Origin of the sequence: Sorangium sp. So ce302, from assembly GCF_051530145.1 — a bacterium.
Taxonomy (GTDB): domain Bacteria; phylum Myxococcota_A; class Polyangia; order Polyangiales; family Polyangiaceae; genus Sorangium; species Sorangium cellulosum_B.
This window is the reverse complement of the sequence record NZ_CP150326.1, coordinates 3,026,933-3,039,715: the sequence shown is the minus strand read 5'-3', so window position 1 is coordinate 3,039,715 and position 12,783 is coordinate 3,026,933. Positions and strand designations below refer to the sequence as shown.

Annotated in this window: 13 protein-coding genes and 2 pseudogenes; 8 read left to right on the top strand and 7 right to left on the bottom strand. The window is 68.8% G+C overall.

Annotated elements, in window-relative coordinates:
• Nucleotides 1-214: 214 nt before the first annotated feature.
• The 5 genes from WME73_RS11865 to WME73_RS11845 all read right to left on the bottom strand — a co-directional run bounded on the left by WME73_RS11865 (nucleotide 215) and on the right by WME73_RS11845 (nucleotide 3,692).
• Nucleotides 215-1,708, bottom strand: a complete 1,494-nt coding sequence (locus tag WME73_RS11865; RefSeq protein ID WP_437915756.1) for a hypothetical protein — start codon at nucleotides 1,706-1,708, stop codon at nucleotides 215-217.
• Nucleotides 1,683-2,111: a hypothetical protein gene (locus WME73_RS11860; RefSeq protein WP_437915755.1), complete on the bottom strand. Its 429-nt coding sequence runs from the start codon at nucleotides 2,109-2,111 to the stop codon at nucleotides 1,683-1,685. Before WME73_RS11860 ends, WME73_RS11865 begins: the two co-directional genes overlap by 26 nt.
• Complete coding sequence (locus WME73_RS11855; protein ID WP_437915754.1) at nucleotides 2,108-2,644, bottom strand: hypothetical protein; 537 nt, start codon at nucleotides 2,642-2,644, stop codon at nucleotides 2,108-2,110. Before WME73_RS11855 ends, WME73_RS11860 begins: the two co-directional genes overlap by 4 nt.
• 89 nt (nucleotides 2,645-2,733) lie before the next feature.
• Entirely contained in the window at nucleotides 2,734-3,144 is a 411-nt protein-coding gene (locus WME73_RS11850; protein ID WP_437915753.1) for a DUF2871 domain-containing protein, read from the bottom strand.
• 38 nt (nucleotides 3,145-3,182) lie between these two features.
• Nucleotides 3,183-3,692: a DUF4267 domain-containing protein gene (locus WME73_RS11845; protein ID WP_437915752.1), complete on the bottom strand. Its 510-nt coding sequence runs from the start codon at nucleotides 3,690-3,692 to the stop codon at nucleotides 3,183-3,185.
• Nucleotides 3,693-3,707: 15 nt separating this feature from the next.
• On the opposite strand from WME73_RS11845, the gene WME73_RS11840 reads away from it, so the two are divergent.
• The 3 genes from WME73_RS11840 to WME73_RS11830 all read left to right on the top strand — a co-directional run bounded on the left by WME73_RS11840 (nucleotide 3,708) and on the right by WME73_RS11830 (nucleotide 6,337).
• Complete coding sequence (locus tag WME73_RS11840) at nucleotides 3,708-4,631, top strand: cupin domain-containing protein (RefSeq protein WP_437915751.1); 924 nt, start codon at nucleotides 3,708-3,710, stop codon at nucleotides 4,629-4,631.
• A gap of 738 nt (nucleotides 4,632-5,369) precedes the next feature.
• Nucleotides 5,370-5,927, top strand: coding sequence for a dihydrofolate reductase family protein (locus WME73_RS11835; RefSeq protein ID WP_437915750.1), 558 nt, complete (start codon nucleotides 5,370-5,372; stop codon nucleotides 5,925-5,927).
• 77 nt (nucleotides 5,928-6,004) lie between these two features.
• Entirely contained in the window at nucleotides 6,005-6,337 is a 333-nt protein-coding gene (locus WME73_RS11830) for a hypothetical protein (RefSeq protein WP_437915749.1), read from the top strand.
• Here the strand turns inward: WME73_RS11830 and tnpB are convergent.
• Both tnpB and WME73_RS11820 read right to left on the bottom strand, forming a co-directional pair.
• Nucleotides 6,334-6,747: an IS66 family insertion sequence element accessory protein TnpB gene (gene tnpB, locus WME73_RS11825; RefSeq protein WP_437915748.1), complete on the bottom strand. Its 414-nt coding sequence runs from the start codon at nucleotides 6,745-6,747 to the stop codon at nucleotides 6,334-6,336. The two genes, WME73_RS11830 and tnpB, sit on opposite strands and share 4 nt — an antisense overlap.
• Nucleotides 6,748-7,242: 495 nt before the next feature.
• Entirely contained in the window at nucleotides 7,243-8,181 is a 939-nt protein-coding gene (locus WME73_RS11820) for a hypothetical protein (protein WP_437915747.1), read from the bottom strand.
• 156 nt (nucleotides 8,182-8,337) lie between these two features.
• Between WME73_RS11820 and WME73_RS11815 the strand changes: the two genes are divergently transcribed.
• From WME73_RS11815 to WME73_RS11795, 5 genes and pseudogenes are all read left to right on the top strand, one after another.
• Nucleotides 8,338-8,550, top strand: a complete 213-nt coding sequence (locus tag WME73_RS11815; protein ID WP_437748165.1) for a hypothetical protein — start codon at nucleotides 8,338-8,340, stop codon at nucleotides 8,548-8,550.
• A gap of 1,213 nt (nucleotides 8,551-9,763) precedes the next feature.
• Nucleotides 9,764-10,726 (top strand): annotated as a pseudogene (locus WME73_RS11810) (arabinofuranosidase catalytic domain-containing protein); the annotation flags it as partial.
• Between the two features lie 44 nt (nucleotides 10,727-10,770).
• Nucleotides 10,771-10,884: pseudogene (locus WME73_RS11805) on the top strand (DUF6194 family protein); the annotation flags it as partial.
• Nucleotides 10,885-11,003: 119 nt separating this feature from the next.
• Nucleotides 11,004-11,852 (top strand): AraC family transcriptional regulator, encoded by an 849-nt coding sequence (locus tag WME73_RS11800; protein WP_437915746.1) that lies wholly within the window; start codon nucleotides 11,004-11,006, stop codon nucleotides 11,850-11,852.
• Between the two features lie 26 nt (nucleotides 11,853-11,878).
• Nucleotides 11,879-12,724, top strand: a complete 846-nt coding sequence (locus WME73_RS11795) for an NmrA family NAD(P)-binding protein (protein ID WP_437915745.1) — start codon at nucleotides 11,879-11,881, stop codon at nucleotides 12,722-12,724.
• Nucleotides 12,725-12,783: the final 59 nt, after the last annotated feature.

The following is a 12,783-nucleotide window of genomic DNA, read 5'->3' as shown; positions in this document are numbered from 1 at the left end:
CGCTGCGATCCGGCTTGATTTGCCTACGCGCGTCCCAAAGGTGAGGCTTGACGCCTCCGAAACGTTTGGACTTCCTTCTCCCGCCATCGGCGCCCGCCGCGTATCGCAAGCGGCAAGGCGGCGAGGCAAGGGCGGGGTGAGACAATGGCGCTGGAGGGGCCACCGGGGCTCAGGCCAGCGCCGGTGACTGGAGTCGAGCGCGCAGCGCGCGCCGTCAAGGCATCGGGTAAATTATCGACACCCCGGTGGAGCACATCTCGTCGAAGGTCCCGCCTTCGCCGTAACTCACGTCGATGGGCGAACTCAGGTGGGCTTCCTGAAGCGCGCGAATCACATACGGGTTGTCTGTCGAGTTGTCGTAGGTGCACCGGATCTTCAAGATGTCTCCCGCCTCGATCGTCGGGAGCGACTCGATGGGTGAGTCGTACGCGTAGGTGCGCTGCCAGGAGAAATCCCACTCGGGCGCGTGCACCAGGCACTCTTCCTGGGGCTGGCCGGAAGGGGCGTTCGGCCGGATGATGGTGACCTTCTGGTCGAAGCCCAGATAATGCATGTGCAGCCACTCGCCGTAAATGCGCATGCCCGGGAAGACCGGAAAGCTGGCCGAGCCGGGCGAGCCCGCCGCTGGGATGGTGAACTGCTGTGTCTCTACGTGATGCTTGTTGTTTGCGGGGATAAGGAACTCGATGCCGTTGGTGTCGTTCGGACCCGGCAGAAGGCCGGTGCCAGAGTCGTCGATCGGCTGATCTTCGCTGCTGAGGAGTTGGTACATGAATCCGTACTTCGGCTTCTCTTTGCTGAGCCGCAGCTGGATGCGCGTCATGTCCGGATCGGCCGTGGTGCCGGCGGGGTGATAGTGGATCTGCAGAATCATGAGCGACCCCTTGGGGATCCGGTAGCCGACGCCCTCCGGCAACTCGAAGGCGCCGGAGCCAGGCGCCCAGGCGTTGATTATCTCGCCGGGCATTCCCATCATATCGCCTGGCATATCAGGCATGCCACCCATATCAGGCATGTCGTCGTCGTCGCCGGGACCGCAGGGAAAGGTGCCGTCGGGACCGACGACCTGCTCGGTCACCCGAGTTGGATCGACGAGCATCACCACGTGATGGACGACCTTCGGGTTGCCCGGAACGACCTGCAGGCCGTTCATATACTGATCTTCGGTGAACCCGGGATCGATGACGAAACATTTGAACTCGTCCTTATCGCCGGAAGTCACGTAGGGTTCCTTCGGGTGGATCACGTGGGTCTTGTTCGGCAGATCGTGGCTCTGCGGCACGAACGCGGGCGGCGCGTCGCTCGGGTCGCCCTCGGGAGCGCCGGCCTTGCTCCAGGCGTCCAGGGTGTCGATCTCTTCGTCGGAGAGGCTAATATCGCCCTTCCACCCGAGCTTCGTCGTGCACTCGTCCGTGTTCCGCGCACCCCAGGGCGGCATCGTCCGCGCGCGGGTCGTCTTGGCGATGAGAGCGGCGACGCTCTTGGCGTCTTCGTACGTGAGCAAGCTGAACGGCGCGATGTTGCCCGGGGAGTGGCAGCCCATGCAGCTTTTCTGGAGGAGCGGCTCCACGTCCTTGTGGAACGTGGGACCGGCCGCGATCTGGGGGCCCTGCGGATCGTCCCTGGAGCAACCTGCGACCCAGGCGAGGCTCGGAAGGGCGCAGAGGGAGAAGACAACGAAGTTACGCGACATCGACAAAGTGCGCACAAGGCACCTCCCGTCTGAGTGAGGAGTGAGTGAGTGGTTGATTGGCTCTCGCATTTGGCGTGGCGCTCTGCCATTCGCTACCGACGAACCGTCGTGCGCCTGCGACGACCTGGGCCGTCGGATGGACGAACCGGAGACGCCGTGGGGGGAGGACCAGTTTGTTGGCGCGTTTGGCGTGAGATGCGATGAGGACGATGCCGGCGCCGAGCCAGGCGATGACGGAGGCGATGCTGTCGAGGAGCCAGAGATCGAGCTCCGGACGCATGAACACGCCGATTGTCCAGGAGAGGCCCAGAAAGATGGCGCCAATCCCGCCGATCAGCGCGCCGGGGCCGGGGCTCGCGGGGCTCTGGCCTTGAGCGTGCGCTTCGTGGGCGCGCTGCTCGTCGAAATGCACCATCACCGCGCCAATTCCCACGAGCAGCCAGAACAGGCCGGAGAAGCTTCCCGCGTGGATGTGCCGATTGAGGAACGCCATGCTGATGAGCCAGCTGAACGTGAACAGGAAGGCGGCGCCCGCGCCGACGAGGGTGAACGGCGTCGGCGGCAGCGGCGCCGGACCGCCCGCTCCGACGGGCTGCATTCCGGCCGCGAGCTGCGGTGAGGCCCGCCCTGGAGCACGGTGGCGATCTCCTGCTCCATCCGCGCGACACCGCCCTTCGCCGCCAGATAAACGATCAGGAACAGCGTGAGCCCGGGCAGGAGCCCCGCGAGGATGATGAGCATAATCAGCATCTGCGCGGCCACGCTCGGGAATGCCCAGCCGGTCTTGAGCGCACCCGGCCCATCGGGCTTGAGCATCACGCCGGTGGCGAGCCCGTCGCCCACGATCGGGACGCCGCCGCGCATGGTCACCTTGTAGCGGGGAAATGCCTGGCGAAGCATCGCGGCGAGCTGGTCGGGCGGCAGGCTCGCCTGGGAGATCTGGATGCGCATTCCTGCGTTGTATCGGAAAACCGACGGCCTGTGCCGATTTCGCGGTGGTAGACGGCGCGCTCCACGTCTTCGCGTGTCGAGATCGCCAATCACCGCGCCCGATTGTCGAGGCGCTTGCCGAGCAGGACGAACAGCAAGATGAGACCGACCGTGAGCAGGATGTGGCCCAAACCCGCGATCCACGGCGCGGCCTCCGGCAGGTGCCAGTCGAGCACGGTCGCGATGCCGCGGAGGCCCATGATGCTCACCGTGATCGCGATGCCTGCGTTGTAGAACCAGAAGAAGCACGTGAACAGCTTCGTACCGGACAACTGGAACTGCTTGTCGAGGGCGAGGACGATCAGGAAGCCCAGCATGCCCAGCGTGAGCAGGTGAGTGTGCATGAGGGCCAGTTGGGTTTGGCCGGTGAAGTGATTGATCTTGGTGAACTCCCGGTAGAACAGCCCCGAGACCACTCCCAGGATCATGTAGACGTGTGCTGCGTTGTACGATTTCCGCATTGCGGCGCTCACTCCTCGTGATCGAGCACTTGGCAGGGTCACGCACGGCGGCGGAGCTGCAGCACGCCGAGCGCGGTACAGAACGCGGCGGTACCCCAGTGGATCGCGAGGTAGCCCGGGTGAGCGCCGCGCCACGCGAGCACGATGGCTCCGTCGATGACGGGGATCACGGAGCCGAGGAGCAGCGCGAGCGCCGCGGCGCGCCGCTCGCCGAGGAGCGCGAAGGCGATGAGCAAGACGCCGACGGAGAGGTCGCGCGCTCCCTTGGCGACGGCGTACGCGGCGAGGCCGGTGAGCGGCACGCCGAAGGCCGCCGCCGCGGTTCCGGGGACGACCAGGAAGCGCGCGCCGATGAAGCACAGCGTGAGGCCGGTGAGCAGCGTGGCGATGCCCGCGCCGTCGAGGCGGTGCGACGAAGGGGACGGAGCAGAAGAGGCGGTGGTGGCGTCGTTCATGCGCTGGATGTAGCCCTCGGCGGACGCGACCGCGATGGCCGGCGCGCGCAACGGATGATCCCAAACGCTCACGTTGAGCACGGTCTGGATCATCGCTAGGCTCCCGCCATGTACCAGGATGATCCGCTCTCGAACCGATTCTTCCTGGCGAAGCTCTCGTCCGAGGTCGTCTGCCAGACCGCTGGGCGAGGGGCCTGGGCGCTCGACCTTCCGGCGCGTCCGATCCTGGTGCTCCACCACGTGACCGAGGGGAGCTGCGTGCTGCGCGCCGGGCGACAGACCGTCTCGCTCTACCAGGGCGACGTGGCGCTGGTGCGACCGAACGTGGGGCACCGCCTCGACCACGGCGACGCGAGGGCGAAGCCCGTGCTCCTCGACCGGTGGCTCGAGGTCTCGCGAGAGGAGGATGGCGAGCGGGTGCTCGGCCGCGGCGCCACCACGGCGCGCGCGCTGTGCGGCGTGTTCCGGTTCGAGCACGACGCGCTCGCCCCGCTGCTGCAGGCCTTGCCGACGGTGATCCACGCGGGCGCGCGGGCCATCGAGGCGCGGCCCTCGTTCGCCGACGCGCTGGCGCGCTTGCGGAGCGAGCTGCACGAGACGCGCCTGGCTCGCCGTCGCTGGCTCGAGCTCGTGCTCGTCGAGCTCGTGCGATTGCTCGCCGACCGCGAGCCCGCGAAGCTCGCCGCGCTCGGCGCCACGCAGGACCCCGTCGTCGCCCGCGCGATCGCCGAGCTCGTGCACGACCCGGCGCGCGCGTGGGACGTCGACACCCTGGCGCGAACGGTGGGCGTCTCGCGCGCCACGCTCGCCCGGCGGTTCCTCGAGGCCACGGGCGCGCCGCCGATGGCGTACCGAGCGACGCTGCGCACCGAGCACGCGCGCCGCCTGCTCCGAGAGACGACGCTGTCGAACCAGCAGATCGCCCACGCGGTCGGGTTCGCGACGGTGCAGGCGTTTCAGCGCGCGTTTCGGCGCGCGACCGGGGCCACGCCGTCGGCCGTCCGCGCGCAGCTGCGCGCCGCGCACGGCTGATTGAGCTGGTCACTGAGCCCCGGGACATCGTCCGCTTCCTCTCCGCGCTCGGCGAGCCGACCGATGTTCCAGCACGCTCTCCCAACCGGGGACCACCGTACTGGAAAAGCACCGTTGTGCGCCGCAAGGCGCTCGGTGACGCCGTATAGCGTCTCGCGACGCGCCTCCCGGGCCAGACCAACGCCCGGACGGACACGTGTGCCCACGGCACGCCGATGCGCCCCTTAGCGCGCGCGGCGCCGCCCGGACCACGCTCTTTCGACCCAGGACCGAGCCATCACGACGCTCGCGGTCCCACCCTTTCGCTCTGCCGCGCTACACTTCCTCGCGCTGCGATCCGGCTTGATTTGCCTACGCGCCGCTCTGCCGCGCTACACTTCCTCGCGCTGCGATCCGGCTTGATTTGCCTACGCGCTGGCACTGCAGCCGCAGGCACCCGGTTTGACGTTGCGCTGATGGTAGACAAGCTCACATCAACCTTGGCGACGCAGGAGACCCAAGTCTCCTCGAAGGTGAGCCGACTTGTCCCCTGGGCCGCTACCGAAAACGTCCCACCTAGTGTAGGGGGGACTCAGGAATCCCTGCAGCTGCACATCTTGCCAGAACGTCAGATTGGGCCTGTGCTTTGCGACACCACGGAATCGAGAGTCTTGCGAGATGACAAAGCCGAGAGCCTCGCGGTGCGCATTGCAATACCGGAACATTGACCGATGCCTCGTTCCGAAGGAGACTCGCCGCATGGGACTGCTGACCTTCACCATCAACGTCACCCTGGACGGCTGCGTCGACCACCAGGAGGGGATCGTCGACGACGAGACGCACGCCTTCTTCACCCGCCTCATGGACGAGAGCGGCGCGATGCTGTGGGGCCGCGTCACCTACGAGATGATGGAGAGCTACTGGCCGGCGGTCGCCCGCGGCGACGAGGAGGCGCCTCCGGCGATGCGCGAGTGGGCGGTCAAGCTGGAGACCAAGCCGAAGTACGTGGTGTCGTCCACGCGCAAGGACTTCCCGTGGACCAACAGCCACCACATCGCCGGCGATCTGCGCATGGGCGTGCAGAAGCTCAAGGACGCGACCCCGGCCGGCGTGCTCCTCGGCAGCGGCAAGCTCGCGACCGAGCTGGATCGGCTGGATCTCATCGACGAGTACAAGTTCCTCGTCCACCCCAAGCTCGCCGGCCACGGCCCGACCCTGTACCAGAGCGGGCTGCCCGCCACGCGGCGGCTCGAGCTGGTCTCGGCCAAGCCGCTCCGCTGCGGCGCGGTGGCGATGCACTACCGGCGCGCGCGCTGACTCAGAGGAGCCCCATCGCGCCCAGCTCGCGGGCCAGCGCGTCGTCGGGAGCCTTCTCGCCGCGCAGCACCGCGGCGATGTTCGGGGTGATCGCGCCGCGGATGGCGCGGCCGGCGAGCGCGGCGTACAGGATCGGCGGGTCGCCGGCGAATGGCGAACCAGCCGCGCGGCGCGCGGCGCACCTCGGCGGGCACCACGAAGGCCGGCTCGGGACAGAGCGCGAGGGCGCGCAGCTGGGCGGTGAGCCACTCGTCCTGCCGCACCGCCGGGTTGCCCAGGCCGACGTACTCGCAGAAGCGGTAGAACGCCTCCTCGAGGCACAGGCCGGCGCCGTGCTCGCGCCAGTCGAGGGCGGCGGGCGACTCGAGGAAACAGGCGGCCAGCGGCCTTCGGCCGCATCCAGCCCCTAGCGTTCAGATCCGATAAGGTCGATTCCGTCGCCTCGATGGCGGTTGCGCGCTCGCTGACGGTGTTTGGACGCCCTATCCCCGCGTCGACTTTTTCGCGTGGACTCACGCGCGCTACCGCGCAAGAGCTTGGCGAGATGACGCGCATCGATCTGTACGGAGAGCGCGCCGCCGCTCGACGCAGACAGCTCGAACACTGCGCGGTGCAAGCGCTTGTACAGTAGGCAGTAGCCGTTGACGTCGAACCAGAGCGCCTTCAGCCGAGTCGCGCCGCGATTGGCGAAAATGAACAAGGAGCCGCTCTGCGGATCCTCTCCGAGCTTGAGCTTGACGGCGTGTGCCAGGCGATCGATGCCCTGGCGCATGTCGAGCGGCTCGGTGCACACGAAGATGCGAACGCCAGCCGCGATCATGAGGCCTCCAGAACGTCGAGCAGGCGCCGCAGGCCGTCGGCATCGAATGACGCTGGCACTCGGAGACAGCGGCCCCGGCCGAGCTCCAGCTCGAACCGCGCGTCCGCTGGCGCGGACTGGATCTCGATCAAGCCGGCGCGATCCCCAGCCACCGGCACCGCGGCAGCCAGCTGGGCCTGCTTCGACGCGCGCGCCCGCTTCGGCGACTGTCTGCGCTCGATCCCGAAACAGGCGGCAGCGCATCGAAGGGCCCGGCAACAGGGCGGCGAGCGAAGGAGAATCCCTCGGCGCTGCGCCGCCAGGCCAGGCGCCGACCCCGATCGGTGATGCCGCGGGCCCTTAACCGCGGGCGATGCGGCGGAAGAGGGCGCCGCGTTGGGCCACACCGGAGCCGCCCTCGGCGGCGAAGCAGGCGGAAACTACGAAAATCGCTGCTGTTTCCAGCGACCACTCGCTATCGACCGGTTTCTCTGGCGGGGTTTCTGACACGCGGAATCAGCGCAGGCGCAGCTGCACCCCCAGCATCCCCGTGACGCCGCCCTTCGGCAGCGCCGCGTCGGGCTTCGGGTGGGCGCGGAGGTCGGTCTGGTGGACCCGCACGAACGCCTCGGCGCTCCCGAGGACGGCCACGCTGCCCTCGGCCGGCCATACGAGGTCGATCGCCGTGCGCGTCCCGAGGGTCAAGCCGTGCCCTGTCTCTTCGGGCTTCTTCGGGTCGCCCGGGGAGGCGATCACCCAGTCGGCGGCGGCCTCGATCCTCGCCCGGACGAGCGCGTCGAGCGGCACGATGGGCGCTGCGATGCCGCCGCCGCCCCCGAGCGCGAGCCACTGGACGGACAGCCCCGGGGCCGGCTCGCGCAGGGCCGCGGCATAGGACGCCGAGAGGGTCCCGAAGAACCCCGAGCGCCGGTCGAGCGCCGTGGCCATGACCCAGGCGCCGGCGCGGGCAGGGCCCGCGGCGCCGGCGGGGCCGCGATCGAGCCCGTTGCCGACGAGCCCGCCGGCGGCGAGGAACCAGCCCAGCGGGCGCGGCGGCGGCGAGGCGGCCGCCGGCTCGATGCCGGCCGCCGCCGCGCCGGTCGGCTCGGGCGGCGCCGGGGCGCCGGCGCGCTCCGACGCCAGGGCCGCGACCAGCAGCCCCGCGGTGCGGTAGCGGTCGGGCAGCGGATCCTCCTCGCGGAACTCGATCTCGCGCGACGACAGCGTGCCTTCCGGAGCGCCGACCGAGGCGACGTCGACCCGCAGGCGGCGGTGGTCCGGGCCGTCCAGCCAGACGACGGCGAGCGCCCGGACCGGGGTCCCGGCGCGCTTCGGGTCGCCGAGCGCGCACCCGCCGCCGCCGGCGGCGCGGGAGCACGCCTCGACGAGGAGCGCCGGGAGCTCGCCATGCACGGCAGGGCCCGACGCGATGTCGACGACGATCGGGGCCGGCACGAGAATCTACCCGGGACCGACGCTACCGAGCGGGAGGGGCGAAGGCAAGCAGGAGGCAGCCGCGGGGCGCTCGCGGCGGTGCCTGGCGTCTCCCCTTCGAACCATCAGCCCTGCGAGGGCGGTCGCGCGCCATCGTGGCGCCCTTCGACGAGCGGCGTGACGATCCGTCGAAGCGAACGAACTGCCGACGCGGATCGAGCGCCCGGCCGGCAGTTCGAAGGGCATTTCAGCCACCCCCAGGACATCCAGCGGCGCCTGGTCGAGGAGGAGCTCCACCTCGTCCAGAGCCGGCCGATCACGACCCTGTATCCCATCCCGAAGCAGGTGATTCAGGCTCGAGACAGCGGCAGGCCAGTCGATTGGAATTGACATTCGGAATGTGAACGCTCACATTAGCCTGGAGGGGCATCCTTCTGCTTCGGCGATCGACGGCGATCGACGGCGTGCCGCCAGGGTCCCTGGGGCGCATGAAGACCCGTGTACCTTTGCCCCGCCAGCGCCACGGGAGGATGGCAAGGTTGGATCGACATCGACTGTTCCATAACACCGACCGATGGCGTGCACGACTTCTGCTCGCGGTTCGCGGGAAGCCGGTCCGAGCCGCTGTTCGACTTGGCCCACGTTCGCTTCCAGCGAGAGCCGGCATCGTCGCACGTCGGGCTCGGCTGGACCGAGCCTCGTGAGTTGAGGCTTGACGTCTCGGAAACGTTTGGCTTTCGACTTCGAGCTGGGTCTTCTGCCGTCGGCTCAGGCAATCCTGCGCTCGCGCCGCGTCGTGATGATGCGTCGCAGCCTCGTCCGGTCGGCGCCGGGCCGGACGCTACCGCATCCCAGTCGTAATAGAGATCTGTCGTGCGGGTCGGATCGAGGCGACGCCTCGGGTCCCCCCGGCTCGATCAGCGACCCGAATCGCGGAGTGACGCGATTGGGACAACTGTCCTGGTTCGCTCGAGGCAAACTGGCGTCGCTATGAAATGAAAATCGAACCGGGCTTTCACGTGGGCCGCGGTGGGCATGATCGTCGGCGCGAGCTGCCCCTTCTGCAGCGACGGAACCTGGAAGATCTCTTCTGCCGATCCCCCCAAGAACATCGATCATGTTGAACTTGCGAGAATTCTCGGCACTGCGAGGAAAGGGGCTGCGGTCTCCTCGGGCCATGCGCTGGTGCGCGTCCGGAGCTGCGCCCATGGTAAAGATCGGTCGCCGCCGGTGGAGTTTGCGAGCTGCATTCACTCGCCAATAGCGCCCGTTAGGAGAAGAGATGAAAAAGACGCTAATGCTCACGTTCATATTCGCCGCACAGGGCTTGAGCTGCACCGCTGACAACCCCGGCGCCGAGAAGCCCACGGAGACCGGAGACGCTGGCGGGGCAACTGGAGGAGACGGCGGGGGTGGTGGCCGCACAGCAAGCGGAGGAACGGGGGGGGGCGGCGGCGCAGCAAGCGGAGGAACGGGGGGCGGCGGCGCAGCAAGCGGAGGAACGGGGGGCGGCGGCGCAGCAAGCGGAGGAACGGGGGGTGGCAGCGGCGCAGCAGGCGGGGGAACGGGTGGCACTGGCGGTTCCGGTGACGCGAACGCATCGACCGGGCCGTGCGATCTTTACGCGAGCGGCGGCACGCCGTGTGTTGCCGCCCATAGCACGGTGCGTGCCCTCTTCGGGGCCTACGCCGGGAAGCTCTATCAAGTCCGGCGTGCCTCGGACAACGCGACCAAGGACATCGCCGTGCTCAAAGCCGGGGGCCCCGCCGATTCCGCACCACAGGACGCGTTCTGCTCCGGGACCTCGTGCGTGATCACGGTGCTCTACGACCAATCCGGACACGGGAATGACCTCTGGTACCAAGGCTCGGACGTGGTGCCCGGTTCACCGAGGAGCAGCCCAGCGAAGGCCACCACGGAGTCGCTGAAGGTCAGCGGGAGCAAGGTCTACTCGCTTTACATCAACCCCGGCAACAGCTACTGGCGCGACGGCCATACCACCGGCGTTCCGACGGGCAGCGCGCCGGAAGGCCTGTATATGGTGACGAGCGGCACCCACGTCAACGGCGGGTGCTGCTTCGACTACGGCAACAGCGAGACCACCCGCAAGGCCGACAGAGCTGGTGCCATGGACGCCATCAACTTCAGCAAGCAGTGCTGGTTTGGCGGCTGCTCCGGCACCGGTCCGTGGGTGCAGGCCGACCTGGAGTGGGGTCTGTTTCCGGGCGGCAGCAGCGATTGGAACCCGAATCAGAAGGCGTTTCCGCACAAGTACGTCACTGCGATCCTGAAGAACGACGGGACCACGCGCTTCGCGCTGAAGGGCGGCAACGCTCAGTCGGGCGGTCTGACCAAGCTTTACGAGGGCTCGCTGCCGAACGGCTATAGCCCGATGAAGAAGCAAGGCGCCATCGTGCTCGGCAGTGGTGGTGATTGCTGCAAGCCCGACGGCGGCGCGAACGACAGCGCGGGTACGTTCTACGAGGGCGCGATCGCCGCCGGCTACCCGAACGATGCCACGGAGGACGCGCTCCAGAACAACATCATTGCGGCAGGCTATGAGTGAGCGGGCGCTGATGGAGTGTCTAGCACTGCTGCGGGAGGCAGTCCTGGGTGTGCGTGCTCAACCCCAGCCAGGCGACCTTTGACGCGGTGCGGCCGTCGCTGGCCGAGGCCTATCAGCAGGCTGTCAGCAGGTACGCGAAGCGCGAGAGCCGTGAATGAGGTCGAACAAAGCATTGCTCGACGAGGGCGACGAGGAGCGGCAGAACGGGCTCGCCGAGCCCCGGAAGGCCATGCGATGATCCCGGGCCATGCTCGCGCGCCTCCGGGGTTGAACCGCCGTGACCGACAGCCACTCCTTCTACCGCGCAATCCCGCCGCCGGAGCCGCTGCGCCCGTTCATCCGCAGCCTCTGGATCTACGACAGCTACCGTCCAGAGCACCTCGTCGATCGGGTGCTGCCCACCGGGACGCTAGAGATCGTCATCCCCCTCGGCGGCAAGCGGCTCTCCTGGACAGAGCCGACCGGCCGCGACGGGACATGCCGCACCGCCCTCGTCTCCGGCCCGCGCCGGTCCGCGTTCGACGTGCCCACGGCTCCCCAGGCGCGGCTCGTGGGCGCGCACTTTCACCCCGGCGGCGCGTGGCCGCTCTTCGGCCTCCCGATGGACGCCCTCACCGACCAGCACCACCCGCTCGACGATCTGCTCGGCGCATCCGCGCGCGATCTCGTGGAGCGCATCGACGGCGCGGCGACGAACATGGACCGACTGGCGACGCTGAGCGCGTATTTCCTCGATCGCGCCCGGGCGTGCCGCGCGTCGCACGCCGCCGTGACCGCGACGGTCCGGCGCGCGGCGCGCGGCTCCACCGAGGGCGCGATCGCCGCGGAGGTCGCGGCCTCAGGGCTGAGCCACCGCAGGTTCATCGAGCTGTTCCGTCGCGAGGTCGGCTTGACGCCGCGTGACTTCCTCCGCGTCCAGCGGTTCCAGCGAGCGCTCGACATCGCCGCGCGGAGCGGGCGAGCCGGGGCCGATCTCGCCTACGAAGCAGGGTACTCCGACCAGTCGCACTGGATCCTCGAGTGCCGGAAGCACTCGGGCCTGACGCCGCGCGAGCTCCTCGCCAGGCAACGGGGCGCGCGCCCCATTCCGCCGGCCGAGAGGGGTCAAATGCTTCCTATTCGCTGACCTGGCGCGCGATCCAGGCTGCGCGCATGCACATCATCTTCGGTTCCAGCGGAGTCGTAGGGAGCGCGGTCCTGGCGGAGCTTCACCGCAGAGCGCTGCCCGCGCGCGGCGTCTATCGTTCGAGGAGGCCGGCCCACCACGCCGGCGAGGTCGCGCGCGTCGATCTCGAGACCGGCGACGGCCTCGACGCGAGCCTCCGCGGGGCGACGACCGTCTTCCTCGCGACAGGAGACATGCTCGATCAGGTCACCGCCGAGCTCCGCGTGGTCGAAGCGGCACGGCGCGCCGGAGCCCACCGGCTCGTCAAGCTCTCGATCATGAGCGCGGAGAGCGAAGCGTTCTTCTATGCGCGCGTCCATCGCGCGATCGAGCGCGGGGTCGAGGCCTCCGGGATCACTTACACGCTCCTCCGGCCAGGCGGCTTCATGCAGAACTTCATCAACTACCACGGTCACGCGATCCGGACGGAGGGTGTCCTCCGCCTGCCGTGCGAGGACTTCGAGGAGAACGTCATCGACGCGCGCGACATCGCCCGCGTGGCGGCCGAGTGCCTGTCATCGGACCGCTTCGAGGGCCAGGCGCTGACGCTGTGCGGGCCCGAGCCGCTCTCGTACGCGTCGATGATCGCCGAGATCTCCGGGGCGACCGGCCGGAAGGTCACCTTCGCGTCGATCTCGGCGGAGGCGTTCCGCGCGGCGATGCTGCCGTATGCGGTATCCCAGGAGCACGTCGACGGGATCACGGCGATGCTCCGCTTCCATCAGGAAGGTCGGGGGCCGAAGAGGAGCGATGCGGTGCTCGACGTGACCGGCGCTCGGCCGCGCTCCTTCGCGGAGTTCGCGCGCGAGCACGCGTCGAGCTGGCTCCCGTAGGGCTGCGGCGAGCTTCCCCGGCGAGCTCGTCAGGGGCGGGCTCCCTCGCCTTCTGGTCG